A 26277-nucleotide genomic window follows, 5' to 3' on the forward strand; every position below is an offset into this window, starting at 1 on the left:
TGGCCTGGATCACCCTTGCACCATAACGCCCGAAATCAGACCTCTGGTCGCAACATGGGCGGATTGAGCAGCGCGGCTCCCCCGGCCTGGAACAACTGGGCCGGACGGCCGCCCTGACGGGTCGTCGTGCCGCCGGTCGGTACGAGGAAGCCGACGGTGCCCGTCACCTTGCGGTGGAAGTTGCGGGGATCGAGGGCGACGCCCCACACCGCCTCGTAGACCCGCCGCAGCTCGCCGACGGTGAACTCGGGCGGGCAGAAGGCGGTGGCCAGCGACGAGTACTCGATCTTCGACCTGGCGCGCTCGACCCCGTCGGAGAGGATCCGCGCGTGGTCGAAGGCGAGCGGGGCGGGCTCGCCCGAGGAGTCGAACCCGTCCTGCTCCAGCAGCGAGCCCACCGGGGCCCAGCGGGCGCTGCGCGCGTCGCCGCCCGCGCGGGGCGCGGGCAGGTCGGGCGCCAGGACGAGATGGGCGACGCTGACCACCCGCATCCGGGGGTCGCGGTGCGGGTCTCCGTACGTGGCCAGCTGTTCCAGGTGGGCGCCGCTCTGGGCGCGCAGCCCGGTCTCCTCCGCGAGTTCGCGGGCCGCGGCCTGGGACAGGTCCTCGTCCGCGCGGACGAACCCGCCGGGCAGCGCCCAGCGCCCCTGGTAGGGCGGCTCGCCCCGGCGCACGGCCAGCGCGCACAGGGCGTGGTGCCGCACCGTGAGCACGACCAGGTCGACGGTGACGGCGAAGGGTGGAAAGGCCGACGGGTCGTAGGGCGACATGGCGCGATCATAGTCGTCTGCCTGACGATAAACAGCAGGATGGCCCCCTGCGCCCGCCCCTTGTTTCACCCTGTTCCCAGAGCCGGGGTCCCCGGGCCGGCCCGCCCCACGGGCCGCGGCGCCCCTCACGCGCCGAGCTGGAGGGCGGGGGCCGCCTCCTCGACCATCGCCATGCCGAGCCGGCTGACGCGCACCGCGAACGGCTGCTCGGCCACCCGCAGCCCGGACAGGCGCACCGCGCCCAGCGGGGCGGTGCTCATCGGGCGCACCGCGACGACGCCCCCGGGAGCGTCGGGCCGCACCCCCGCGAGCGAGGCCAGCAGCTGGACGGCGCCCGCGGCGGCGACCGCGGAGGGCCGGCACGCGGTCGGGTGCGGCAGCGGCGTGCGATCGGCGGTGCGCTGCTCGCCCGCGTACATCTCCGGGAGCCGGAACCCGAACGCCCCGGCCGCGTCCAGCACCCCGCACAGCAGGGCGCCCGCCTCCTTCTCGTATCCGGCGGCGGCCAGTCCCGACACGGCGAGGGCGCTCTCGTGGACCCGCACCGCGCCACTGCGGTGGCCGAACGGGCTGTGGCCGGGCGTCCGGGTCGACAGAGTCCGCAGGCCCCACCCGGAGTCGAGGTCCGGGGCCCCGAGCAGCCGTGCCAGCTGCCCGGTCCGCGCCTTGCCGAGCAGCCCCTCGGCCAGCATCCCGCCGCCGAGCAGCCCGGTGTCCAGCAGGTGGACCACGGCCGAGCCGAGGTGGACCGCCTGCCGACCGCCGGGGGCGAGCGCCGCGGCGGGCCGGCCGCCGCCGCGGTCGTCGACCCAGAAGTCCTCCGCGAACCGCTCGCGCAGCCCCGCCGCGTACTCGCGCCACGCCCCGGCGCCGGGGCGCCCGTACGCGTCCAGCAGGTCGGCGCCGTGCAGCGCCGCCCGGTGCGCGTGGGCCTGGACCTCGCAGCGCAGCGGCCCGGCGGGGGCGGGGTCCGGCACGTAGCCCGCCGCGTCGGCGGCCCCGCGCAGCCAGCCGAGGCACCGCTCGGCCGCGGGCAGCAGCAGCTCGGCCTCCCGCGCCGGCATCCCCCAGCGCCGCGCCTCCGCCAGAACGGTGACGAACAGCAGCGTCGCCTCGACGCCCGAGCAGGTGGGCGGCAGGTGCGGTCCCGCGTGCCGCAGGGGGCCCGGGATCCGGCCGCTGTCCCGGTCCTGGAGCCGCGCGAGGGTGCGCAGGGTGCCGGCGGCCAGCCGGGTCCCCAGCGGCAGCAGCATCCGGGCGGCCCAGAGCGCGTCGGCGGGCGCCAGCCCCATCCGCCAGGGGGCACCCGCCGCCACATGGACGTCGGCGAGCCGCGCGGGGTCGCGCAGCAGCAGCGCCCGCAGCCCGTCCAGGCTGCCCCGCAGCAGCGCCCCGCCCCGCGCGTCGTCGCCCGACAGCTCGGCGGCGGACCAGGGCACGGGTGCCCGGTCGCCGCGCACCGGCGCGGGGACGGGGACGGCGGACCCGGGAGCCGCCCCGGGCGCCGCGGACTCCCGGGACACCCGCAGCTCGAAGGTCCGCGCGGCCCCGGAGGGCACCGCCAGGTCCCAGCGGAGCACCCCCGCCGACGCCAGCACGCTGGCGGGAGCCGGCCGCGCGGTGACCCTGACCCCGACGCCGGCGTGGGACCAGCGCAGCCCTGCGGCACAGACGCCGGCCGGCAGGTCGGGCCCCGCCCGCCCCGCGGCGGCCGCGCCGAGCTCGGCGAGGTCGGTGCCGAGCGCCACCTCCAGCGGCACCCGCAGCTCGGTCGGCCCGGTGTTGACCACCGTGATGCGCTCGCAGCCGTCGGCGTCCCGCAGCCGCTCCACCGTGACGGCCGGATCGGGACCGGTGTCCGCCGGGGTCCTGACCACCGCCACGAACCGGGCCCGGTCCGCGCTGAGCAGCGCGCCCAGCACGGGGACCGGCTCGGCCCCCGCCAGCCGCACCTCGCAGCGCGCCAGCACCCGCCGGCCCTCCTGGTAGAAGCCGTCGAGCCCCTTGCCTCGCAGCTGCCCGTCCTCGGCGGAGACGGCGAGCGAGGGGGCGGCGACACAGATCACCGAGGTGTGCACGGGCTGCGGAGCGGCAGCGGTCCTGGTCAGGGCGGGCGGCGTCGGAACAGTCGGGGTCGTCATGGCCGGGTTCACATCCCGGTGAACGGCCGTGTGGGCACCCGGGTCACGGCCCGTCTACCGTTCCTGGACGGGGATCGCATCCCCGGTATCCGCCCGCACCACCGGAAAGAGACGCCATGGCCGTGTACCGCCAGCCCGGCACCGTAGTGACCGACCACACGTTCGACGTACCGCTCGACCACGCGGCCCCCACCGGCGAGCGGATCCAGGTGTACGCCCGGGAAGTCGTCGCCGCGGGCCGGGAGGGCGAACCGCTGCCGTGGCTGCTGTTCCTGCAGGGCGGCCCCGGCGGCCGCTCCCCGCGCCCGCTGGGCCGGGACGGCTGGCTGGTCCGCGCCCTGGACGACTACCGGGTCCTGCTGCTTGACCAGCGCGGCACCGGACGCTCCACCCCCGCCGACCGGCAGACCCTGCCCGCGCGCGGCGACGGCGGCGCCCAGGCGGCGTATCTCGCGCACTTCCGGGCCGACTCCATCGTCCGGGACTGCGAACTGATCCGGCGTGAGCTGCTCGGCGCGGAGGGGCGGTGGAGCCTGCTGGGGCAGAGCTTCGGCGGCTTCTGCGCGCTGACCTACCTCTCGCTGGCCCCCGACGGCCTGCGGGAGGCGTTCATCACCGGCGGCCTGCCGGGGCTGCGCAGCAGCGCCCTCGACGTCTACCGCGCGGCCTTCCCCCGCGTGGAGCGCAAGAACACCGCGCACTACGACCGCTATCCCGGGGACGTGCAGACCGCGCGCGCCGTCGCCCGGCACCTGCGCGACCACGACGTCACGCTGCCGGGCGGCGGCCGGTTCACCGCGGAGGCCTTCCAGTCGCTGGGCATGCTGCTCGGCACGGGCACCGGCTCGCACACCCTGCACTACCTGCTGGAGGACGCCTTCGTCCCCGGCACCGCCGACCCGGTGCTCTCGGACGGCTTCCTCGCCGAGGCGCAGAGCCGGCTGTCGTTCGCGGCCGGTCCGCTCTACGCCGTGCTCCACGAGTCGATCTACGGACAGCGCTCGGTGTCGGCCGCGGGTACCGGCTGGGCGGCGCAGGCTGCGCATCGGGAATTCCCCCAGTTCGATGTGGACAAGGCGCTGGCGGGCGATGGGCCGGTGCTCTTCACCGGCGAGATGATCTATCCCTGGATGTTCACCGACGACCCCGCGCTCGTCCCGCTCCGGGACGCCGCGGAACGGCTGGCGCTGCGCGAGGGCTGGCCGGACCTCTACGACCCCGAACAGCTGGCCCGCAACGAGGTGCCGGTGGCCGCGGCGATCTACCACGACGACATGTACGTCGACACGGCCGACTCGCTGGCCACCGCGCGCGCGGTGCGCGGGCTGCGCACCTGGGTCACCGACGAGTACGAGCACGACGGTCTCCGGGTGAGCGGCGGCCGGGTCCTCGACCGGCTGATCCGACTGGTCCGCGGCGAGCTCTAGACGCGTCGATCACCCGCTGCCGCCGCTCCTGGCGCAGGCACTGGCGCAGCGGCTCGGGGTCGAGCCCCTCGTTCACCGAATGGTGGAGCAGCCGCGCGAAGGTGTAGCCGGGGTCGAGGTCGAGCGCGCGGCCGAGCGCGACGCGCGCCTCCGGTTCGTCCCCCGACGACCAGGCGACCCAGCCCGCCAGCGTCAGCGGGGCGGCGGCATGGTCCTCGTACGGCCCGACGCACCGCCGGGCCAGGGCCCGCCACAGGCGCAGCGCGGGGTCGGTGTACGGCGGTTCCATCCACTCCGCCGCCCGGTCCCGCGCGGTGCGGTCCTGGAGGCCGAGGATGATCTCGGCGGCCTCGTCGTCGCCGAGCAGCCCGTCGTCCCGCCGGTCGCCGCGAGCCTGGTCCGGGTCCGCCGCGGTGGCGCGGAAGCGTTCGAGCGCGGCGCCGACCAGCGTCAGCGTCCGGTGCCGCACGGCCTCGCAGTCCCCCACGTCCAGCAGCCGGGGGACGAGTTCGGCGCAGACCCGGTCCAGCGCCAGCGCCTGCCCGGCGGTCCGGTCCGCGGGCGGCGGGACGAGCCGGGCCTCCATGTCCCGCAGCGAGCCGCGCACGTTGATGCCGGCGTACGCGGCGGCCGCCGCCATCACCGAGTCGCCCGAGGTCGCGATGGTGAAGCCGTCGGCCGGGCAGCAGTCGGTGCCGGAGCAGCAGTACGACCACCAGCGGCCCGCCGAGACGCACAGCGCCTCGACCACCGGCACGTCCAGGGCGCCGCAGGCCGTGCGCAGCCGCTGCGCCAGCGGTCGCAGCCGCTCCATCACCTCGGCGGGCCGCTCGGCGCCCGCCGGGTCCTGGCACAGGAACAGGACGATCGAGGCGGCCCGGTCGCCACGCTGCTCGCTGCCCCGCACCAGGCAGTCCGCGAGCTGCGCGGCGACCTCGGGCCACTCCCCGCGGTCCTGCGGGATCCCCAGCCTCAGCCGGCCGCCGAAGCGGCCGTGCTCCCCGTGCAGGGCGACCATCACGATCGAGTCGGTGGGATGGAAACCCATCAGGTACGGCAGGGCGTCGGCCAGGTCCGCCGGGCTGCGCAGGGTGACCTTGGGATCGTTCTCGGACCGGGGCGATTCGGTGTGCTGTGTCATGGCCCGACAGTCCCGCAGGCCGCTGCTTCCCGCCAGACCCCCCAAAAACCTGTGGATAACTTTGAGACCACGTTGTCCACAGGTTCGGTGCGCGGTTCGCGCGTTGTCGGTGGCATCGGGTTGCATGGGGGCATGACTGACTCCCCCACCGAGCTGCGTACCGCGGCCGACACCGTCCTCAGCCGCCTCGTCGGCGACTCCACCGGCACCGCCCGGCTGCGCGAGGACCAGTGGCTGGCGGTCGAGGCGCTGGTGGCGCACGGCCGCAGAACACTGGTCGTGCAGCGCACCGGCTGGGGGAAGTCCGCGGTGTACTTCGTGGCCACCGCGCTGCTGCGGCAGCGCGGCGGCGGGCCCACCGTGATCGTCTCGCCGCTGCTCGCGCTGATGCGCAACCAGGTCGAGGCCGCCGAGCGGGCGGGGATCCGGGCCCGGACGATCAACTCGGCCAACACCGAGGAGTGGGACACCATCGAGGCCGAGGTCGCGGCGGGCGAGGTGGACGTGCTGCTGGTCAGCCCGGAGCGGCTGAACAACCCGGACTTCCGGGACCAAGTGCTGCCCAAGCTCGCGGCGACGACCGGACTGCTGGTCGTCGACGAGGCACACTGCATCTCCGACTGGGGCCACGACTTCCGCCCCGACTACCGGCGACTGCGAACGATGCTGACGGACCTGCCGCCGGGGGTCCCGGTGCTGGCCACCACCGCCACCGCCAACGCCCGGGTGACCGCCGACGTCGCCGACCAGCTCGGCACCGGCACGGCCGGGACGGGCGAGGAGGGCGCGCTCGTGCTCCGGGGCCCGCTGGAGCGCGAGAGCCTGTCGCTCGGCGTGCTGCGGCTGCCGGACGCGGCCCACCGGCTCGCCTGGCTCGCGGACCATCTCGACACCCTGCCGGGCTCCGGCATCATCTACACCCTCACGGTCGCCGCCACCGACGAGATCACCGCGTTCCTGCGCGGCCGCGGCTACGCGGTGGCGTCCTACTCGGGCAAGACGGAGAACGCCGACCGCATGGCCGCCGAGGCGGACCTGCTGGCCAACCGCGTCAAGGCGCTGGTCGCGACCTCCGCGCTCGGCATGGGCTTCGACAAGCCGGACCTCGGATTCGTCGTGCACGTCGGCTCCCCGTCCTCCCCCATCGCCTACTACCAGCAGGTCGGCCGCGCCGGGCGCGGGGTGGACCACGCGGAGGTGCTGCTGCTGCCCGGGCGCGAGGACGAGGCGATCTGGCGCTACTTCGCCTCCCTGGCGTTCCCCACCGAGGAGCAGGTGCGCCGCACGCTGGAGGTGCTGGCCGAGGCCGGCCGCCCGGTGTCGGTCCCGGCGCTGGAGGCGCGGGTCGACCTGCGCAGGTCCCGGCTGGAGATCATGCTCAAGGTCCTGGACGTGGACGGGGCGGTGCACCGGGTGCGCGGCGGCTGGACCTCCACCGGGCAGCCGTGGGCGTACGACACCGAGCGGTACGCGTGGGTCGCGCGCCAGCGCGAGGCGGAGCAGCAGGCGATGCGCGACTACGCCTCGACGGCCGGCTGCCGCATGGAGTTCCTGCGGCTCCAGCTGGACGACGAGGAGGCGAAGCCGTGCGGCCGCTGCGACAACTGCGCCGGCGCGCGGTTCGACACCGAGGTCTCCGCCGCGGCGCTGGACGCCGCGCGGGCGGCGCTCGGCCGTCCCGGCATCGAGGTGGAGCCGCGCAAGATGTGGCCCACGGGCCTACAGGCGGTCGGGCTCAATCTCAAGGGCCGCATCCCGGCCGGGGAGCAGGCGTCGTCCGGGCGGGCGCTGGGCCGGCTCTCGGACATCGGCTGGGGCAACCGGCTGCGCCCGCTGCTGGCCGAGGGGGCACCTGACCAGGCGGTACCCGCCGATGCCGCGGACGCGGTGGTGCGGGTGCTGGCGGACTGGGCCAAGGGCCACGGCGGGTGGGCGAGCGGCGAGGCGGACGCCCCGCAGCGGCCCGTCGGCGTCGTCACCGTCGCGTCCCACACCCGCCCGCAGCTCATCGGGACCCTGGGCGCGCGCATCGCCGAAATCGGCCGGATGCCGCTGCTCGGGCAGATCGCGTACGCGGCGCAGGAGGAGGGGCCCGGCCGGGTGCCGCGCAGCAACAGCGCACAGCGGGTGCGCGCGCTGCACGGCGCGTTCACCGTCCCGCCGGAACTGGCCGCGACCCTGGCCGCGACGCCCGGCCCCGTGCTGCTGGTGGACGACCTGGCCGACACGGGATGGACGCTGGCGGTCGCCGCCCGGCTGCTGCGCAAGGCGGGCGCGACCGCGGTGTTCCCGCTGGTCCTGGCCGCGCAGGGATGACCCGTACCGACGTTGGGGACGCCGAGCGGGATCTATCCGGCGGAGGCGTCCATAACCGGTCAGAAGATTCGACCCCCCGTTGCCGCCCGCAGGCGTGGGGGGAAGAATCGACGGTGGATCCCCGACCGGCTCACCGAGCCCCCTGACCGGCGTGCGCCCGCGCCCGGTCCCCGGGTGTGTCCACCCGCTGGGGGCACCTCCAGCGGTAGCAGGGGGAGGGACGTGACCACAGGTTTCGCTTCACGGACCACGACGCGCCCCTCCTCCCGGGACTCCCGCAGCCTGGAGCCCGCGGAGTGGACGGCCGCGGGAGTCCCGCTGCTCGCCAATCCGCGCGAGGTCGTCAAGGATCTGCTGTCCCGTCACCTCCCCACGCCCGTCACCGCCGTGGTCGCGGTGTTCGCACCGGAGGGCCGGCTCGTGGCCAGCGCCTCCTTCAGCGGCAGCACCGGGCTCGTCGACGGCTGGGAGCACCGCAACGCGATACTCGCGCATCTGCGCCGGGTGCTCCCGCACGATCTGCGGCGGCGCACGCCGGCCCGCACCGCGGTGCTGCTGCTGTGCCGCGACGGGCCCCCCGGCTGGACCGAGCAGGACGGCGCGTGGATGTGGGGCCTGCGCGACGCGTGCGGGCTGCACGGGCTGCGCTGCGGCGCCTACGTCACGCTGGCCCGGGACGGCTGGCAGGTGCTCGGCGAGAACCGGAGCGGGCGCACGCCGAATTCCGGGCACCTGACCGAGCGGCCGGGCGGCGCGGCGGCCCTGCGCCCGCAAGGGGCGCCGGAGGCGCTGCGCCGCACAGCCGCTCGGTGACCCGGACGGAGACCGGACGGAACCGAACGGAAACCGGACGGCTCAGGCGTTCGCGGCGACGATCCCGTTGATCAGCACCGGGTCGCCGCACACGATCAGCAGGGTGCCGGCGCGGGCCAGCGCGGTGGGCAGCCCCGACGCCGTGGCCTCGTCGGCTCCGCCGTTGACCGCGACGACCACGACCTGGCGTCCGGCGGCCCGTTCGGCCGTGATGCCCGCGTAGAAGACGTCGTCACCCGCGTCGTGCTGCGCCCAGTAGGACGCCTCGCCGAAGGACAACTCGTGGGCGGCCCACGGGTGCTGCTCGCCGGTCGTGAGCACCAGGATCTCGCCGGGCGCGCGGCCGGTGTCCAACAGCAGGTCGACGGCCTCGTCGGCGGCGTCGATCGCACCGTCGGCGGGAGCCGGGATCAGCTGGATCTGCGCTGTTGCGGTAACGCCTCCGGCTCCGGCCGGCGAACGCGGCACCGGCGGCGCGGCGGCCGTGACGGTGGCGCCCGCGGTCGGGGCGGGTCCGCGGGCCGGACCGGGCCGACCGGGCCCGGCGTTGGCCGCGTAACCGGGGCGCGGAGGCCCGGGACGGGGTGTAGGACGGGGACCGGGGACAGGACGGGGGGTCGACGCGCTGCGGCCGGTGGCCGGAGCTGAGCGGGGACCCGGGACAGTCTCGTGAATCTGAGGCTCCTCGGGGATGAGAGGCATGGGCTGATGTCTATCAAATACGCCGCGGTTGCGCAGCGGTGGGTCGTCAAAAATCGAAACCGAGCTGCTCCCCAGGGTCGGCGGAGGCGCGGACCTTCTTCAGGTGCCGCCAGCGCGGCAGCGCGTCGAGATAGGACCAGGACAGCCGGTGGTGCGGTGTGGGGCCGAGTTCCTCCAGCGCCGCGCGGTGCACGGGCGAGGGGTAGCCGGCGTTGTCGGCGAAGCGGAACGGCTCGTGTTCCACGCCGAGTTCGGCCATCGCGGCGTCGCGGTGCACCTTGGCGATGACCGAGGCCGCGGCGACAGAGACACAGGACTGGTCGCCCTTGATGACGGTCCGCACCCGCCAAGGCCCGCCCAGGTAGTCGTGCTTGCCGTCGAGGATCACCGCGTCGGGGCGCTCCGGCAGGCCTTCGAGCGCGCGGACGGCCGCCAGCCGCAGGGAGGCCGTCATGCCGAGGGCGTCCACCTCCTCGACGCTCGCGTGGCCCAGCGCGTAGGACGTCACCCAGTCGGCCAGCAGCGCGGCGAGCGGGGCGCGGCGGGGCGCGGGGATCAACTTGGAGTCGGTGAGGCCCTCGGGCGCCCGGCGCAGGCCGGTGACGGCGGCGCAGACGGTGACGGGGCCGGCCCACGCGCCACGTCCCACCTCGTCGACGCCTGCGACGATCTTCGCCCCGAGGGTGGCGCGCAGGGAGCGTTCGACGCTGTGGGTGGGAGGTTCGTACGGCATGGCGGGCACCAGGGTACTCCCCCGCCGGGGGCGGGGCGGCGGGAGCCCACGCCGCCCGCTCCGCTCGACGCGGCCGGGCGGCGCGGCAGGCCCCGCATATGTGCCCTCAGACCTCAGGCCGAAGAGCTCAGACCTCAGGCCGAATGCCTCAGACCTCAGGCCTCAGCGGGCGCCGCAGCCCACAGCGGGAGCGGTTCGGTGCGCTCCAGCCACTCGGCCGGCGGCTGCCCCGTGGACCGTGAGGCGAGGATCCCGCCGACGATCGCGCAGGTGGTGTCGACATCGCCGCCCGCCTTGGCCGTCGTCCAGAACGCCTGCCGGTAGTCGTCCAGGTTCCTGGCCGCCGCCCACAGGGCGAACGGCACGGTGTCGTGCGCGCTGGTGCGCCGGCCGCAGCCGAGCACCGCCGCCACCGTCGCCACGTCCGCGTAGTCGAGCATGTCGCGCGCCCGCCGTATGCCGGCCTTCACCGCGCTGGTCGGCACCAGGTCCAGCACGCCGCCGAGCAGCGCCGAGGGGTCCTTCGGACCGTCCGGGTCCGCGACGAGCGCCGCCATCGCCGCCACGGCCATCGCGCCGACGACCGCCTCGCGGTGCTGGTGGGTGGTGTACGCCGAGATCTCGGCCTGGTGGGTGGCCTGCTCGGCGTCGCCCGCGTACCAGGCGCCCAGCGGGGCGACCCGCATGGCGGCGCCGTTGCCCCACGAGCCCTGGCCGTTGAAGAGGCCCGCCGCCAGCTCGCGCCAGTCGGCGCCCTCCTGCCGGATCAGGCGCAGCATGCGGTTCACGGCCGGGCCGTAGCCGCGGTCGAAGTCGTGGTGCTCCGCGAAGGACATCGCCAGGGCGTCCTGGTCGATGCGTCCGTGGGCGGCGAGCACGGCCAGCACGGAGCAGGCCATCTCGGTGTCGTCGGTCCACTGCCAGACGCCGGGCGGCAGCCCGCCGTTCTGGAGGGCCTGGTAGTTGGAGGGGACGAAGAACTGGGAGCCGAGGGCGTCGCCGACGGCCAGCCCGCGCAGACTTGCCAGGGCGCGGGAGGTGTTTTCTGAGTCAACAGGGTGAGCGGTCATCGCGTCGGAAACTCTGACATCGTGCCTGATCCCGGTCAATCACCCTGTGCGCAAACTCACCCGCGGAATTCCTCGCCGGGCACCGCGTCCGGCAGCCGCCACCGCGCGAACGGCCGGTCGAGGGTGTAGCGGCCCGCGTCGCCGATGAGCAGGGTGCGGCTCTCGGCGTTGCCCGGGTTGGACAGCGACTCGAACTCCTCCACCGTCCAGTGGAACCAGCGCATGCAGAACAGCCGCATGGTCAGCCCGTGGGTGACCAGCAGGACGTTGGGCGGGAAGTCCGGCTTGTCGAAGGCCCGGTAGAGGGTCTCCAGGAACGCGCCCACCCGGTCGTAGACGTCCGCGCCGGACTCGCCCTGCGCGAAGCGGTAGAAGAAGTGCCCGTAGGCGTCCCGGGCCTTGCGCTGCCGCTGGACGTCCTCGACCTCCTGCCAGTTGCCCCAGTCCTGCTCCCGCAGCCGGGGCTCCTCCGTCGCGTGGGTCAGCGAGGGATCGAGGTTCAGCTCGCGGAAGGTCTGCCAGGTGCGGCGGTAGGGCGACACGAACGCCTGGACCGGCTCGTCGCCGAACAGCGCGCGCAGGCCCCTGCCCGCGTCGGCGGCCTGCCGGCGGCCGGTTGCGGTGAGTTCGAGGGCGTGGTCCGGCACCCGCTCGTAGATGGAGTCGTCGGCGTTGCCCTCGGACTCCCCGTGCCGGATCAGGACGATGTGGCGTGGTCGGGCCATGTGATCACCCTATTCCCGGGACGGACCCCGGGCGCGCCGGTACGGCCCGCGGCCCCGCCGTCACACCGGCCACCCCGTCACACCAACCACCCCGTCACACCGGCCGCCCCGGCCGACGATCCGCCCCCGTCGCACGGGCCCGCCCCCGTCGCACCGGCCACCCGTCACACGGTCCACGCCTGCACGAGGTCCACGACGTCGCCCGCCACCGAGGACACGTCGTCCTCCAGCTCCGTGCGCTCCGCCAGCCGCGCCATCGCGGTGGGCCGGTACTTGCCGCGCTCGTCCACCGAGGACCACAGGGAGAGCACCAGGAAGTTGTTGTCCGGCCCCTCGGCGAAGGTGCCGCGCAGCAGTCCCGGCGACCCGGCCATCGCCGGGTTCCACACCTTCTTCTGCATCTCGACGAAGTGCTCGGCCCGGCCCGGCCGCACCCGCGAGTGCGCCACCCGCAGCAGATCGGCGTCGGCGAAGCGCGCGTCGAAGCCCACCCGCACGTCCAGCAGGTGCTCGAAGAGCAGCACCCCGAGGTTCTCGTACGAGTCGGCCTGCGATCCGGCGAGCTGGTCGTGCGCGCCGCCCGTCATGAAGGCCTCGTACGCCGCCCTGCTGTCCCAGACCGCGAACAGGTGCGCCACGCCCGGCTGGGCGCGGCTCCAGCCGCCGCCCTGGCCCCGGAACCCCGGTTGTCCCCGCAGCCCCGCCCACTTCCGCTGCCCCCGTTCGAACCCCGCCCGGTCCACGACCCCACAGCGAATCCACTTCACCAGCACCGCGCCATCCTAAGTCCGACCGGCACCCCTTCCGTGCCCGCTCACCCGCTCAATTCCCCTCCGGGGGTGGCGAATACGGCCGGTGGGTCGCGAAGGGGCGCGCCGCCGCGGCGGCGCGCCACCGCGGGCGGACCGCGCCCCGCTACCGGACCGGGACCGGCAGGCCGCTCAGGTGTTCGGTGTCGGCCGCCGGGAGGACGAGCCCGAAGGTGCCCTCCAGGACCCCGGCCAGTTCCCCCGCGGTCACCTTCCGCCGCTCCTGCGTGCCCTCCGGGGCACCGGCGCCGGTCACCGTCAGCTCGTCCCGCACCAGGGAGTACCGCGCCTGCGGCGTCGTCCGCTGCACGACGAGCTGGCCGGTGAACCGGGACAGCGGGTGCGTCGACGTGTAGTGGTTCAGCACCACGGCGTCCACCGGGTACAGCGGGTTGGGCGCGAACGCGTACAGGTCGGACCAGCCCTGCGCCCCCAGGGAGCGCAGCACGCGCACGCCGCCCTCCTCCTCGGCGGTCTCGAAGGCCCAGCCGCCCTGCCACGACGGCGTCCCCGTCCGCAGTTCGACCGGCTCCAGCGGCCCCGGAGCACCGAAGCCGGTGTCCGCGAGCCACTCCGCGCCGTCCACGACGACCCGCAGCAGGAAGTGCGTGATGGGACGCAGGGTCGGGCCCGCCGTGCGGACCCGGGCGCCGTGCGCCGTGACGGCGAAGCCCAGGCGTTCGAGGACCGCCGCGAAGAGGGAGTTCTGCTCGTAGCAGTACCCGCCGCGGCGCTCCGTGACGAGCTTGCGCTGCACGCTGTCCAGGTCGAGGCGGACCTCGCGGCCCAGCGCGACGTCCAGGTTCTCGAACGGGATCGCCGCGGTGTGCGCGCTGTGCAGCGCCCGCAGCGTCTTGGCCGTCGGCTCCAGGCCGCCCTCGTACCCGGTCCTCGCCAGATAGGCGTCCAGGTCGAGCCGGTCGCCTCCCCAGACGGACTCGCCCGCCGTCACCGCGAGGTCGCGGACGCGAAGCGCGCACCCGGCTTCAGCAGGTGCAGCCGGTCGCCGATGCCCGCCTGCTCGAAGGCCGCCACCAGGGTCTCGCCGTCCTGGGTGAAGTGCCCCCAGTGCTCGAAGTGCAGCGGTACGACCTGTCGGGCGCCCAGGATCCCGGCCGCCTCGGCGGCGTGGGCGCTGCCCAGCGTCAGGTCGGCCCCCGGCAGCAGCGGGGTCTGCGCGGCACCGGCGAACAGCACCGCCACGTCGAACGGGCCGAACCGCTCCGCGACGTCCCGGACGACCCGCAGCGACGCGTTGTCCCCGCTGACGTACACCGTCGGCAGGCCCTCGCCCGACAGGACGAATCCGGTGACCTCGCCGACCAGGTGCTCGGTGCCGTCCGGCCCGTGCTGCGCCGGCACGCCGGTGATCCGCAGCGTCCCGCCGTCCGGCCGGGGCAGCTCGGTGTGCTCCCAGTTCGGCAGGGCGGTGACGTTCCCGCCGATCCGCTCCAGCGCCGAGGCGGTGGACAGGGTCAGCGGCACGTCCGCGAGGTAGGCGCGGCCCGCCGCGTCGAGATTGTCCGGATGCTGGTCGTGCGAGAGCAGGACGGCATCGACGGCCCCGACCGCGTCCGCGTCGAGCGCGGGCCCGGTGGTCTTCACCAGCGCCCGGTCGCCCATCGGGTACTCCCCCGGCGCGTCGAACGTCGGATCGGTGAGCAGCCGCAACCCCCCGATCCCGATCACCGCGGTCGGTCCGCCCACGTAGTGGATCTCCAGCTCGCTCATCGCGACTACCCCCTGTCATCAAGGAATCCGGTAGCGGAACACCGTACGGGCACCCCGCCCGCACCACTGCCCCCGGATCGCATCACCGGTGACAAGTCCGCCAAGATCACGGGTATTCCCGTCTTTCGGGCGACCGGTATGCCGCCTCCCGGGCGCGTGGTCCTCCCGTCTCCCGGGCGCCTTCCCGCCCCCGGACCCCCGACGCGGGAGAGGCCCGGCACCGACTCCCGTCGGCACCGGACCTCTCACTCCCCCATCCGCGGCTCACGGCCGCGGCACGCGCTCGATCAGCTGCAGCCGCTGGTCGAGCCGCAGCCCTCGCACAGGTAGCAGCTGCCCGCACGGCGCATCTTCGTGCCGCAGGAGAAGCAGAGCGGGGCGTCGGCGTTCAGGCCGAGCTGGATCTCCAGCAGCTCCGTGGAGTTGTGCGCCTGCTTCGGGGCCGGCACGGCGGCCGGGTTCTCCGTCTTGGCGACGGCGACCGGCTTCGGCGCGGCCTTGGGGGCCGGGGCCTCCACCTGGCGCGGTGCCGACTGGGCCAGGCCCTCGACGTCCACGTCGTCGTCACCGGGCTCGTAGGAGCCGGTGTCCAGGTGGCGCTGACGCTCGCCGGCCGAGTGGATGCCGAGCGCAGAGCGCGTCTCGAACGGCAGGAAGTCCAGCGCCAGGCGGCGGAAGATGTAGTCGACGATCGACTGCGCCATCCGCACGTCCGGGTCGTCGGTCAGACCGGCCGGCTCGAAGCGCATGTTGGTGAACTTCGAGACGTAGGTCTCCAGCGGCACCCCGTACTGCATGCCCACCGACACCGCGATGGAGAAGGCGTCCATCATGCCCGCGAGGGTCGAGCCCTGCTTGGACATCTTGAGGAAGACCTCGCCCAGACCGTCGTCCGGGTAGGAGTTGGCGGTCATGTAGCCCTCGGCGCCGCCGACGGTGAACGAGGTGGTGATCCCCGGACGGCCCTTCGGGAGGCGCTTGCGGACCGGGCGGTACTCGACGATCTTCTGGACCTCGGCCGGGGCGGCCGCCTCGGCGACCGGCTCCTTCTTCTTCGCGGAGAGCGGCTGGCCGACCTTGCAGTTGTCGCGGTAGATCGCGAGCGCCTTCAGGCCGAGCTTCCAGCCCTCGTAGTAGACCTCTTCGATCTGCTCGACGGTGGCCGTCTCGGGCACGTTGACCGTCTTGCTGATCGCGCCGGACAGGAACGGCTGGGCCGCCGCCATCATGCGCACGTGGCCCATGGCCGAGATCGCCCGCTCGCCCATGGCGCAGTCGAAGACCGAGTAGTGCTCGGTCTTGAGCGCCGGGGCGTCGACCACGTTGCCGTGCTCGGCGATGTGGGCGACGATCGCGTCGACCTGCTCCGGCTGGTAGCCCAGGCGCCGCAGCGCCTGCGGGACCGTGCCGTTGACGATCTGCATGGAGCCGCCGCCGACGAGCTTCTTGAACTTGACGAGCGCCAGGTCGGGCTCGACGCCGGTGGTGTCGCAGTCCATCATCAGGCCGATGGTGCCGGTCGGCGCGAGCACGGAGGCCTGCGCGTTGCGGAAGCCGTTCTTCTCGCCCAGGCGCAGCACGTCCTGCCAGGCCTCGGTGGCCGCGGCCCAGACCGGGACGTCCAGGTCGTCACTGCGCAGCGCCACGCCGTTGGCGTCGGAGTGCTGCTTCATGACGCGCAGGTGGGCGTCGGCGTTGCGGGCGTAGCCGTCGTACGGGCCGACGACCGCGGCCAGCTCGGCCGACCGCTTGTACGAGGTGCCGGTCATCAGCGAGGTGATGGCGCCGGCGAGCGCGCGGCCGCCGTCGCTGTCGTACGCGTGGCCGGTCGCCATCAGCAGGGCGCCGAGGTTGGCGTAGCCGATGCCGAGCTGGCGGAAGGCGCGGGTGGTCTCGCCGATCTTCTCGGTGGGGAAGTCGGCGAAGCAGATGGAGATGTCCATCGCGGTGATGACCAGCTCGACGACCTTCGCGAAGCGGTCCGCGTCGAACGACTGGTTGCCCTTGTCGTCGTCCCGCAGGAACTTCATGAGGTTCAGCGACGCGAGGTTGCAGGACGAGTTGTCCAGGTGCATGTACTCGCTGCACGGGTTGGAGGCGGTGATGCGGCCCGTCTCCGGCGAGGTGTGCCAGTGGTTGATGGTGTCGTCGTACTGGATGCCGGGGTCGGCACAGGCCCAGGCCGCCTCGGCCATCTTGGTGAAGAGGGACTTGGCGTCGACCTCCTCGATGACCTCACCGGTCATCCGGGCGCGCAGCCCGAACTTCGAGCCGGACTCGACGGCCTTCATGAACTCGTCGTTGACCCGGACGCTGTTGTTGGCGTTCTGGTACTGGACGGACGTGATGTCGTCGCCGCCCAGGTCCATGTCGAAGCCCGCGTCGCGCAGGGCGCGGATCTTCTCCTCCTCCTTCACCTTGGTCTCGATGAAGGCCTCGACGTCCGGGTGGTCGACGTCCAGGACGACCATCTTGGCGGCGCGGCGGGTGGCGCCGCCCGACTTGATGGTGCCGGCGGACGCGTCGGCGCCGCGCATGAAGGAGACCGGGCCGGAGGCGTTGCCGCCGGAGGAGAGCAGCTCCTTGGAGGAGCGGATGCGGGAGAGGTTCAGGCCGGCGCCCGAGCCGCCCTTGAAGATCATCCCCTCTTCCTTGTACCAGTCCAGGATCGAGTCCATGGAGTCGTCGACGGAGAGGATGAAGCACGCCGAGACCTGCTGCGGCTGGGCGGTGCCGACGTTGAACCAGACCGGCGAGTTGAAGCTGAAGACCTGGTGCAGCAGGGCGTAGGTCAGCTCGTGGTCAAAGATCTCCGCGTCGGCCGGGGAGGCGAAGTAGCCGTTGTCCTCGCCGCCTTTGCGGTAGGACTTCACCACGCGGTCGATGAGCTGCTTCAGGCTCGACTCGCGGGTCGGGCTGCCGACCGCGCCGCGGAAGTACTTGCTGGTGACGATGTTGACCGCGTTCACCGACCAGCTGTCGGGGAACTCGACGCCACGCTGCTCGAAGTTGATCGAGCCGTCGCGCCAGTTGGTCATGACGACGTCGCGGTGCTGCCAGACCACCTCGTCGTACGGGTGCACGCCCGGGGTGGTGTGGATGCGTTCGATCCGCAGGCCCTTGCCGCCCTTGGATCCCTTGGTCCGGGATCCCCGTGCCGCGCCGTTCGTCGTCTCAGTCATGTGCCGCCTCCCAATACAGGCAAAACGCCTAGAAGTGCGCGGATCATCCCGCAGCACGGTTCTTTGTCCAACGCCTCGGCGCAGCGCGCCTCGGCAAATCTGTGTGGGTACCGCCGCTGGTCTGCCGCTCGGTCAGTCAGCGGCGGGGACGGGCGCGGGGACCCCGAGGTCCTCGTCGAGCCCGCGAAGGTTCGTGAGGGGGACCTGCTCGCGCAGCTCCACGATGGCGGCCTCGAAGTCCTCGAGCGAGTCGAAGGCCCGGTAGACCGAGGCGAAGCGCAGGTACGCGACCAGGTCGAGATCCTGCAGGGGGCCGAGTATGGCCAGGCCCACGTCGTGGGTCGAGAGCTCGGCGCTGCCGGTCGCCCGGACGGCCTCCTCGACCCGCTGCCCGAGCTGGGCGAGCGCGTCCTCGGTGACCGGGCGGCCCTGGCACGCCTTGCGGACGCCCGCGATGACCTTGTTCCTGCTGAAGGGCTCCGTGACGCCGCTGCGCTTGATCACCATCAGGGACGCCGTCTCCACCGTGGTGAAGCGGCGGCCGCAGTCCGGGCACTGGCGGCGGCGGCGGATCGAGGTCCCGTCGTCCGTGGTGCGGCTGTCGACCACACGGCTGTCGGGGTGTCGGCAGAAGGGGCAGTGCATGATTCCCTATCCCCCTTCTTCCTACAGCCCGGTCCGGCGGCTGAGCGCACGACGATGACGCTCCCGGGGCCCGCTCTCGACCCCTGGGAACAGCCCCCAGCATAGGGGATCCCCTGAGGGGTTGAACCCCGGGGACCACTACCACTGGTGGCCGGCACTTACTTAACCACTAGATCTGGTGCCTTAGTCCCAAGCGCGTTATTCCGCGTGTCGCGGTGGCGCGGCGCGTCGGAGCTTACGTGACGCCGCGCCTCGACCGGAGGGGAGGGCGGTGGTGCAACACTTGGGGCACCGGCCGTCAAGACCGCCTGCCCGCACAGGCAATCGAATGACCGTTCGATCAATACACCCGATACCTTGATCACGTCAGGTGATTTACAAAATTTCACTCGAACGTGTGTTTGGCGCAACCTTTCGAAACCCACTACCGTTGTACTAACTGTCCGCGACAGTTGAGCGGGCCGACCGCACACATGTGGCGCGGTCGTAGGACGTGGAGACCTTGCCACCGGGCAGTCTGCGAAGCGTCTGTCACAGGGAGAACATCTCGAGAGGGGCCGCCGTGACCACCACCGCAGACACCGCAGCATTGACCGCCCAGGACCGCTCCCATGATCGGCTCGGCCCGATGGACGCGATGAACGACGAAACGCCCAAGCCCGCCCGCTCCCTCCCCGGCCGTCCGCCCGGGATCCGCGCGGACAGCTCCGGACTCACCGACCGCCAGCGCCGGGTCATCGAAGTGATCCGCGATTCCGTGCAGCGCCGCGGCTACCCGCCGTCCATGCGCGAGATCGGCCAGGCCGTCGGCCTGTCCAGCACCTCCTCGGTCGCCCACCAGCTGATGGCACTGGAGCGCAAGGGATTCCTGCGCCGCGACCCGCACCGCCCGCGCGCCTACGAGGTCCGCGGCTCGGACGCCACGCACTCGCAGCCGACCGACACCACCGGCAAGCCCTCCGCGTCGTACGTGCCGCTCGTCGGCCGGATCGCCGCCGGTGGGCCGATCCTCGCGGAGGAGTCGGTCGAGGACGTCTTCCCGCTTCCCCGCCAGCTGGTGGGTGACGGCGAGCTGTTCGTCCTCAAGGTGGTCGGCGATTCGATGATCGAGGCCGCCATCGTCGACGGTGACTGGGTCACCGTCCGCCGCCAGCCCGTCGCCGAGAACGGCGACATCGTCGCCGCCATGCTCGACGGCGAGGCGACCGTCAAGCGCTTCAAGCGGGAGGACGGCCATGTCTGGCTGCTCCCGCACAACGCGGCGTACCAGCCCATCCCCGGTGACGAGGCGACGATCCTCGGCAAGGTGGTCGCGGTGCTGCGCCGGGTCTGACGACCCCCTCGACCGGGCCCCGGGACCTCTGCGCCGGTTCCGGGGCCCTGCCATGTCCGGACCGCCTCACCCCGCGGCGGGCACGTCCTCCTCCGCCAGGGTCTCCCCGGCCGTCACGTCCTCCCCGGCCTCGACGGCCTCCACGACGGCTGCCGGCGCCTCGGTGGCCGGCTCGGTCGCCGCCTCCTCCGTCACCGCTTCCGCGGTCTCGGCGATGGCGTTCGCCGTCGCGTCGATGGCCGCCAGCGAGCGGCGCACCTGGTTGCGGTCGGTGGTGTACCAGAGGTCCGGCATCCCGGCCCGCAGGAAGCTGCCGTACCGCGCGGTCGCGAGCCGGGGGTCCAGGACGGCGACGACGCCGCGGTCGCCCGAGGCGCGGATCAGCCGGCCGGCGCCCTGCGCCATCAGCAGCGCCGCGTGCGTGGCGGCCACCGACATGAAGCCGTTCCCCCCGCGCTCCTCCACCGCCTTCTGCCGCGCGCTCATCAGCGGGTCGTCCGGGCGCGGGAACGGGATCCGGTCCATCACCACCAGCTGGCAGTTCACCCCCGGCACGTCCACCCCCTGCCAGAGCGAGAGCGTGCCGAACAGGCAGGTGGCCGCGTCCTCGGAGAAGGTGCGGATCAGCTCCCCGAGCGTCTCCTCGCCCTGCAGCAGGATGGGGTTGTCGAGGCGGCCCCGCAGCTCCTCGGCCGCCGCCTGGGCGCCCCGCATGGAGGAGAAGAGCCCCAGCGTGCGCCCGCCCGCGGCCTGGATCAGCTCGGCGAGCTCGTCCAGCATGTCCTCGCGGCGGCTGTCACGGCCCGGCTGGGCCAGGTGCTTGGCGACGTAGAGGATGCCCTGCTTGGGGTAGTCGAAGGGCGAGCCGACGTCGAGGCCCTTCCACGGGGGCGCGTCCTCGCCCTCGACTCCCTCCGGGGAGAGCCCGAGGGAGGCCGCGACCCCGTTGAAGTCGCCGCCGAGCCGGAGGGTGGCGGAGGTGAGCACCACCGACCGTTCCGTGAAGAGCTTCTCGCGCAGCAGGCCGGAGACGCTGAGCGGGGCGACCCGCAGCGAGGCGCCGAACCGGTCGTGGCTCTCGCACCACACCACGTCGTACTCGGAGCCCTGCACGATGCGCTCGGCGACCTCGTGGACGTGCTCCACCGAGGCGAGCGCCTGCTTGCGCACCGCGTTCTCGTCCTGGACGGACTTGTCGCGGGTGTCGCCGATCGCGGTGATCACCTGGCGGCAGGCGTCGCGCAGCGCCGCCAGCGCGTAGCCGAGGTCCTCCGGGATCTCCTCCAGGCGGCCGGGCAGCGCCAGCTCCATCAGCCGCTCGAACCCCTCCGCGGCGCTGAGCAGCGCGTCGGCGGCCTTCTCGTTGACGAGCTTGGCGGCCCGCCGGACGGCGCGGTTGACGCTGCCGGGGCTGATCTCGCCGGTCGCCACGCCCGTGACGCGGGAGACCAGCTCATGCGCCTCGTCCACGATCAGGACCTCGTGGCTCGGCAGCACGGGCGCGCCCTCGATCGCGTCGATGGCGAGCAGGGCGTGGTTGGTGACCACCACGTCAGCGAGCTTGGCGCGCTCGCGGGCCGCCTCGGCGAAGCACTCCGCGCCGTACGCGCACTTCGTGGCGCCCAGGCACTCGCGCGAGGTGACGGAGATCTGCGACCAGGCCTTGTCGGAGACGCCGGGCGTGAGCCCGTCCCGGTCGCCGGTCTCCGTCTCGTCCGCCCAGTCGCGCAGCCGCAGCAGGTCCTTGCCGAGCTTGCTGGTGGGCGCGGCGGCCTCGAAGACGTCGAAGAGGCCGTCCTCCTCCTCCTGCGGCACGCCTTCGTGCAGGCGGTGCAGGCAGAGGTAGTTCGACCGGCCCTTGAGCATGGCGAACTGCGGCTCACGGCGCAGCAGCGGCTTCAGGGCCTGGACGGTGCGCGGCAGGTCGCGCTCGACCAGCTGCCGCTGCAGGGCGAGGGTGGCGGTCGCGACCACCACCCGCTCGCCGTGGGCGAGGGCGGGGACCAGGTAGCCGAGGGACTTTCCGGTACCGGTGCCGGCCTGGACGAGCAGATGGGCGCTGTCGTCCACTGCGGTCTCGACGGCCTGGGCCATCGTGACCTGGCCGGGGCGCTCCACACCGCCGACGGCGGTGACGGCTGCGTGGAGGAGTTCGGTGAGGGCGGGCTTCGTCATAGGGAAACCAGACTAAGGGGGCGCACTGACAACGCGGTCCCGCACCCGCACGCGGTGATCGTTCGCCGTACGCAATCCGGTGCCCGGTGCTAACTTCTGGCGCATGTCGTTCGAGTTGGCCGGGGATATCGGCGTCGGGACCGTGCTCAACGGCCGGTACCGGCTGGAGGTCGCGCTCGGTGGCGGCGGCTTCGGGCAGGTGTACTCGGCGTGCGACCAGGCGCTCGGCCGGCAGGTCGCGGTCAAGGTGCTGACGCTGCGCCCCGAGTGGGCGGACGGCGAGCGGTCGGCGCGGCAGGGCAGGTTCCGCCGGGAGGCGACGGCCGCGGCCCGGCTCAGCCATCCGAACGTGGCCGCCGTCCATGACGCGGGCGAGCACGCCGGTGCGCCGTTCATCGTGATGGAGCTGCTGCGCGGCAAAGACCTGCGGCAGGTCCTGTCGGAGCGGGGCGCCCTGCCGGTCGCCGACGTGGTGGCGTACGGCATCCAGATCTGCGCGGGGCTGGAGCACGCGCACGGCCAGGGGCTGGTCCACCGGGACATCAAGCCGGAGAACCTGATGCTGCTGCCCCGGGGCATCGTCAAGATCTGCGACTTCGGGCTGGTCGCGGAGCGGGACGGGAACGTCACCCGGTACACCGAGCCGATGTCCATGCTGGGCTCCCCGCCGTACTTCGCCCCCGAGCAGGCGCTGGGGGGCGAGGTGACCGGCCGGTCGGACCTGTACTCGCTGGGGTGCGTGCTCTACGCGCTGCTGACGGCGGCGCCGCCGTTCTCCGCGGGGAACACCGTCGGCTACGCCTACCTGCACGTGCACGAGGAGCCGGCACCGCTGGCCGTCCGCCGCCCCGAGGTCCCCGCCGCGCTCGCCGAGGTGGTGCACGCGCTGCTCGCCAAGAACCCGGCGGACCGGCCGGCCGGCGCCGCGGAGACCGCGGAGCGGCTGCGCGCGGCGCTGCCGCCCACGCGGCCCGTGAGGCCCCAGGAACCCCGCGGGTCCGGGTCCACGGAGCCCGCGCGGGCCGGGCAGCGGGCCGTGCCGCGGACGCCGACCATGCTGGACCGCGGGCCGCGGGACAGCGCCTGGTCACGGCTGGAGGAGGCCGAACGGCTGCTCGTCGCGGGCCGGTTCGGCGACGCCGACCGCTGCTACTGGAACCTTTACCAGCAGCTCAGCAGGTCCGGCGGGGAGGACGAGCCGGCCGCGTTCGCCGCGCTGTTCGGCCGGGCGCGGGTCCTGGAGGGGTTCAACGGCGCGGCCACGATCGTCCGCCGGCTGACGGACCTGTCGGCGCGTACCGAGGCGGCGCTCGGTCCCGACCACCCGCTGGCGCGCTGCGTGGCGTCCTACGCGGCGGTCAGGACTCCACCCGCGCGCTGACGTCGGCCGCCAGCCGCAGCGCGTCTCCCGGGTGCAGGGCCACCCGCTCGCCCGCGGGGATCCGGGCGCCGCGCACGAAGGTGCCGTTGGTCGAGCCCTCGTCGGTGATCCAGCCGGAGCCGTCGGGGTCGACGGCGACGCTGGCGTGCAGCCGGGACAGGTTGTCGCGGCCGGCGAGGAAGCGCACCGCCGGGCACTGCTGCGGATCCCGGCCGAGCCGGATCCGGCCGCCCGGCTCGACGACCGCCGCGCCGTCGGCGAAGACCAGCCGCAGCGCCCGGCCGGGCGCGTCACGCCGGGTGATGCCCGGCACCGGCACCGGCGCGGGTACCGTCACCGTCGACGGGACGGCCCTCGACGCCGCCGTCATCAGGGCGAACGGCACGTAGCAGCCCCGGCAGACGAGCTGGCCGGTGACCGCGCCCGCGAGGCCGCACTCCGGGCACGCCCGGCCGGCGCCCTCGTCGTCACCGTCGTGCATCGCGTCCCCCGCCTCCCGCTCCCGTGGTGTCCCGACACGGTATCCCCACCCGTCACCGGGCACGGAGTGCGCAGGGGGTGTCAGGGCCCGCTCAGGGGGTTGCGGACGGTGCCGTGGACGGCGGCGTGCGGGCGGTCGGGGCGGTCGCGGTACCCGTCGAGGTGCAGCCGGTTGCGGTTGAGGCACAGCCGGTCGATCCGCGGGGTGAGCAGGTCGAAGGTCGCGAAACGCTCCTTCAGCTCGGGGAAGCGGTCCTGGTGGCGCAGGACGCCCTCGCGCACCAGCGCCCAGAAGTCGCCCTCGGGGACGCCCAACTGCTCCTCGCACAACGGCGCGAGGTAGCGGAACACCCCGATGAAGAGCCCGGAGTGGATGAACTGGGTCAGGAAGGACGGAGGTTCGGTGAGCAGCACGGCCCGGACGTCCGCGGGCATCGTGTCGTGCTCCGGCAGCGGCTCCGCGGAGACGTTGATGTCGTCGACGAAGTCCTTGACGGCGAGCCGGACGGGGACGTCGTGCTCGTCGAAGACGACGATGGCGTTCTCGCCGTGCGGGGAGAAGACCGTCCCGTACTGGTACAGGAAGTGCAGCAGCGGGGGCAGCAGGCTCGCGAACAGGTGCCGCAGCCAGACGTGCGGGGCCAGACCGGAGCGCTCGACGAGTTCGGCGGTGAAGGAGCGCCCGACGCGGTCGGTGTGCAGCAGCGCCGCGAGCGTACGGGCCCGCTCGCCGGGGACGAGGCGGCCGGTGAGCGGCTCGCGCCAGATGCAGCCGAGGAGTTCGCGGTACTGGTAGGGCACGCCGGGGATCCGGTCGTACTGCGGGTGCTCGACGGTGATCGAGGCGACCTCGCCCAGCAGGATCACCCGGGTCTCGTCGCGCAGGAACGGATCGGCGTCCCGCACCGCGTGCACCCAGGCGGTGACCGCGGGCGCGGCCAGGGTGCGCTCGGTGGGCAGCCCGCGCCAGACGAGGGTGTTGAGGACGGACAGCGGCAGCTTGACCGTACGGCGGTCCGGGCGGCTGGTGTTGAGGAACGTGCGGATCGACTGCTGGGGCAGCCGCAGGTCGTTGTCGGTGCCGAGGTGCAGGATGGAACCGTCGGCGAGATGGGCGGCGAACAGGGGCGCGATCGTCTCCTCCCACTGCCAGGGGTGGACGGGTAAGAGGAGGTAGTCGGCCGGGTCGCGGCCCTGGTCGGTGATGGTGCGGGCGAAGGCGGCGCGGACGTCGGGGGGCAGTTCCCCGGCGTAGAGCCGGTCGGGGGTGGCGAGGGCGGCGACACCCCGGTACCGGGCGAGGTCGCGGTGGACGGCGATCCAGGGGAGGCGGTGGTGCCGGCGGGCCTCGGGGGCCCACCGGGCGGCGTCGGCGGCCGAGAAGCCGAGCCGGCCCTTGTTGGCGACGAGCCAGGGGTGGCCGGTCTGGTGGCCTTCGAGGTCGGCGTAGTCGAGCGCGGCGAGCTCGGCGGCGGTGAGGGCCGTGGCGTCCAGCCGGACGTCGGCCGTCAGGGTCGCCAGGAGTTCGCGGATCAGGTGCCCCGTGGTGTCACCGGACAGGTGCAGCACGGTGTCGTGCGCGTGGGTGAGGAAGTGCAGGGGGTCGCCGGTCGGCGTGATGGAGGCGGGGTCGACGTACCAGCTGCCGTAGGCGCCGCGGCGGGCGCGGAACCGGTAGACGACGTCGTCGCGCAGCGGCAGCCGGTAGGGCGCCGAGCCGTCCCCGACGCCGCTGTCGGCGGCGGCCGTGGCGGCGTGGTCGGCGTCGGGGTCGGGGTCCGGCTCGGGGGTGATGACGGCTTCGTACGCGTACTCGGCCAGCATCTTGGCCAGCATGCGGCGGCCGGCGCGCTGCCAGCCGGTGCCTCGGAGCGGGGGTCGGATGGGCAAGGTCGGTGCTCCTCTGCTGGGGCGGCGCGACGGCGGACGGTTGGAGGGCCAGGGGGTCGGGGGCGGACGGTCGGACGGTCGGACGGGGGCGAAAGGGCTGGAGGTCAGAGGTGGTGGCGTACGGCGCGGTCGCGCATCATCAGGGCCGCCCGCTTGCCGGGCAGCTCCACCTCGGCCGAGAACCGGTACCCCGCGGCGAGGAACGCGGCGACGGAGGGGGTGTTGCGCAGGTCGGGTTCCGCGATCACCCGTCCGCACGCCGGGCGGCGGTCCAGGACGAGGTCCGCGACGGCTCGCAGCAGCGTGCCGCCCAGTCCGCGCGCCCGGTTGTCGACGGTCCCGATCAGCAGGTGGACCCCCGTGTCGTGGGGGCGGGAGGGGTAGTAGCGGGCGACGGGGTCGAGGTCGGCCCGGTACAGCTCCCAGTAGCTCATGGGGGCGCCGTCCAGGACGCCGAGGCAGGGGACGCTGCGCCCGTCGCCGTCGAGCTGGCCGCGCAGGTGCCGCTCGGTGACGCCCGGCTCCCCGGCGAGCTCCCAGAACTCGGCGACCGCCGGGTCGTTCATCCAGCCGCTGATCATGGACAGGTCGCGGGCGACGGCCACGGGCACGAGCTGGAAGGTGCCCGCCCGGGTGGCCATCGGCCCCCACTCCGCGACCCCGCCGAGCAGGCCGCCGTCCGTGTCCGGGGCCCCGGCGCCGCGCGCCGGATCCGGCGCGTTGAGGAGGGCGAGGACTTCGTCGGACAGGGGCAGGTCCAGGGTGTCCTCGGTGGTGGAGTCGGCGGGCGGCAGCACGGCTCCCTCCTCTCCT

At 73.8% G+C, this 26277-nt stretch carries 21 protein-coding genes; 5 read left to right on the forward strand and 16 right to left on the reverse strand.

The window, feature by feature from the left end; all coding sequences use genetic code 11:
- Positions 1–35: 35 nt before the first annotated feature.
- Together ABZ721_RS24280 and ABZ721_RS24285 are read right to left on the reverse strand one after the other, a co-directional pair.
- Complete coding sequence (locus ABZ721_RS24280) at positions 36–770, reverse strand: NUDIX hydrolase (RefSeq protein ID WP_358790782.1); 735 nt, start codon at positions 768–770, stop codon at positions 36–38.
- A 125-nt stretch (positions 771–895) separates the two neighbouring features.
- The gene (locus ABZ721_RS24285; RefSeq protein ID WP_358790783.1) at positions 896–2911 is read right to left on the reverse strand and encodes a glycogen debranching N-terminal domain-containing protein; all 2016 of its coding nucleotides are present in this window, start codon (positions 2909–2911) and stop codon (positions 896–898) included.
- Between the two features lie 116 nt (positions 2912–3027).
- Between ABZ721_RS24285 and ABZ721_RS24290 the strand changes: the two genes are divergently transcribed.
- Positions 3028–4338 (forward strand): alpha/beta fold hydrolase, encoded by a 1311-nt coding sequence (locus ABZ721_RS24290; protein ID WP_358790784.1) that lies wholly within the window; start codon positions 3028–3030, stop codon positions 4336–4338.
- Here the strand turns inward: ABZ721_RS24290 and ABZ721_RS24295 are convergent.
- Positions 4250–5479, reverse strand: a complete 1230-nt coding sequence (locus ABZ721_RS24295; RefSeq protein ID WP_358790785.1) for a DUF4192 domain-containing protein — start codon at positions 5477–5479, stop codon at positions 4250–4252. The two genes, ABZ721_RS24290 and ABZ721_RS24295, sit on opposite strands and share 89 nt — an antisense overlap.
- A 132-nt stretch (positions 5480–5611) precedes the next feature.
- Here ABZ721_RS24295 and ABZ721_RS24300 point away from each other — a divergent pair, with 132 nt between their 5' ends.
- A complete protein-coding gene (locus tag ABZ721_RS24300; RefSeq protein ID WP_358790786.1) occupies positions 5612–7795 on the forward strand; it encodes a DEAD/DEAH box helicase in 2184 nt (727 codons plus the stop codon).
- Positions 7796–8017: 222 nt separating this feature from the next.
- Positions 8018–8608: a hypothetical protein gene (locus ABZ721_RS24305; RefSeq protein ID WP_358790787.1), complete on the forward strand. Its 591-nt coding sequence runs from the start codon at positions 8018–8020 to the stop codon at positions 8606–8608.
- 42 nt (positions 8609–8650) lie between these two features.
- On the opposite strand, the gene ABZ721_RS24310 is transcribed toward ABZ721_RS24305, so the two are convergent.
- From ABZ721_RS24310 to nrdR, 9 genes are all read right to left on the reverse strand, one after another.
- The gene (locus ABZ721_RS24310; RefSeq protein WP_358790788.1) at positions 8651–9310 is read right to left on the reverse strand and encodes a hypothetical protein; all 660 of its coding nucleotides are present in this window, start codon (positions 9308–9310) and stop codon (positions 8651–8653) included.
- Between the two features lie 46 nt (positions 9311–9356).
- On the reverse strand, positions 9357–10043 hold the full coding sequence (locus ABZ721_RS24315; RefSeq protein WP_358790789.1) for a ribonuclease HII: 687 nt from the start codon (positions 10041–10043) through the stop codon (positions 9357–9359).
- Positions 10044–10198: 155 nt separating this feature from the next.
- A complete protein-coding gene (locus ABZ721_RS24320; protein ID WP_358790790.1) occupies positions 10199–11113 on the reverse strand; it encodes an ADP-ribosylglycohydrolase family protein in 915 nt (304 codons plus the stop codon).
- A 56-nt stretch (positions 11114–11169) separates the two neighbouring features.
- Positions 11170–11838: a histidine phosphatase family protein gene (locus ABZ721_RS24325; protein ID WP_358790791.1), complete on the reverse strand. Its 669-nt coding sequence runs from the start codon at positions 11836–11838 to the stop codon at positions 11170–11172.
- A 164-nt stretch (positions 11839–12002) separates the two neighbouring features.
- Positions 12003–12611 (reverse strand): YdbC family protein, encoded by a 609-nt coding sequence (locus tag ABZ721_RS24330; RefSeq protein WP_358790792.1) that lies wholly within the window; start codon positions 12609–12611, stop codon positions 12003–12005.
- A gap of 142 nt (positions 12612–12753) precedes the next feature.
- A complete protein-coding gene (locus ABZ721_RS24335) occupies positions 12754–13599 on the reverse strand; it encodes an arylamine N-acetyltransferase (protein WP_358790793.1) in 846 nt (281 codons plus the stop codon).
- The gene (locus tag ABZ721_RS24340) at positions 13596–14378 is read right to left on the reverse strand and encodes an MBL fold metallo-hydrolase (protein ID WP_358790794.1); all 783 of its coding nucleotides are present in this window, start codon (positions 14376–14378) and stop codon (positions 13596–13598) included. The genes ABZ721_RS24335 and ABZ721_RS24340 overlap by 4 nt, the downstream gene beginning before the upstream one ends.
- A 287-nt stretch (positions 14379–14665) precedes the next feature.
- On the reverse strand, positions 14666–17560 hold the full coding sequence (locus ABZ721_RS24345; RefSeq protein WP_358790795.1) for a vitamin B12-dependent ribonucleotide reductase: 2895 nt from the start codon (positions 17558–17560) through the stop codon (positions 14666–14668).
- A gap of 132 nt (positions 17561–17692) precedes the next feature.
- Positions 17693–18205, reverse strand: a complete 513-nt coding sequence (gene nrdR, locus ABZ721_RS24350) for a transcriptional regulator NrdR (RefSeq protein ID WP_358790796.1) — start codon at positions 18203–18205, stop codon at positions 17693–17695.
- 562 nt (positions 18206–18767) lie between these two features.
- Between nrdR and lexA the strand changes: the two genes are divergently transcribed.
- Positions 18768–19538 carry a transcriptional repressor LexA gene (gene lexA, locus ABZ721_RS24355; RefSeq protein WP_358790797.1) on the forward strand — a complete coding sequence of 257 codons (771 nt, stop codon included), beginning with the start codon at positions 18768–18770 and terminating at the stop codon, positions 19536–19538.
- Positions 19539–19604: 66 nt separating this feature from the next.
- Here the strand turns inward: lexA and ABZ721_RS24360 are convergent, their stop codons facing one another.
- Entirely contained in the window at positions 19605–21713 is a 2109-nt protein-coding gene (locus ABZ721_RS24360) for an ATP-dependent DNA helicase (protein WP_358790798.1), read from the reverse strand.
- Positions 21714–21816: 103 nt separating this feature from the next.
- Between ABZ721_RS24360 and ABZ721_RS24365 the strand changes: the two genes are divergently transcribed.
- A complete protein-coding gene (locus tag ABZ721_RS24365) occupies positions 21817–23094 on the forward strand; it encodes a protein kinase (RefSeq protein ID WP_358790799.1) in 1278 nt (425 codons plus the stop codon).
- Here the strand turns inward: ABZ721_RS24365 and ABZ721_RS24370 are convergent.
- The 3 genes from ABZ721_RS24370 to ABZ721_RS24380 all read right to left on the reverse strand — a co-directional run bounded on the left by ABZ721_RS24370 (position 23072) and on the right by ABZ721_RS24380 (position 26261).
- Positions 23072–23575 carry an FHA domain-containing protein gene (locus ABZ721_RS24370; RefSeq protein WP_358790800.1) on the reverse strand — a complete coding sequence of 168 codons (504 nt, stop codon included), beginning with the start codon at positions 23573–23575 and terminating at the stop codon, positions 23072–23074. The genes ABZ721_RS24365 and ABZ721_RS24370 overlap by 23 nt on opposite strands.
- Positions 23576–23655: 80 nt before the next feature.
- Positions 23656–25410: an IucA/IucC family siderophore biosynthesis protein gene (locus ABZ721_RS24375; protein ID WP_358790843.1), complete on the reverse strand. Its 1755-nt coding sequence runs from the start codon at positions 25408–25410 to the stop codon at positions 23656–23658.
- Between the two features lie 158 nt (positions 25411–25568).
- The gene (locus ABZ721_RS24380; protein WP_358790801.1) at positions 25569–26261 is read right to left on the reverse strand and encodes a GNAT family N-acetyltransferase; all 693 of its coding nucleotides are present in this window, start codon (positions 26259–26261) and stop codon (positions 25569–25571) included.
- Between the last annotated feature and the right edge of the window lie 16 nt (positions 26262–26277).

The sequence above is a fragment of the Streptomyces sp. NPDC006733 genome, from assembly GCF_040636125.1.
Lineage (GTDB): Bacteria > Actinomycetota > Actinomycetes > Streptomycetales > Streptomycetaceae > Actinacidiphila.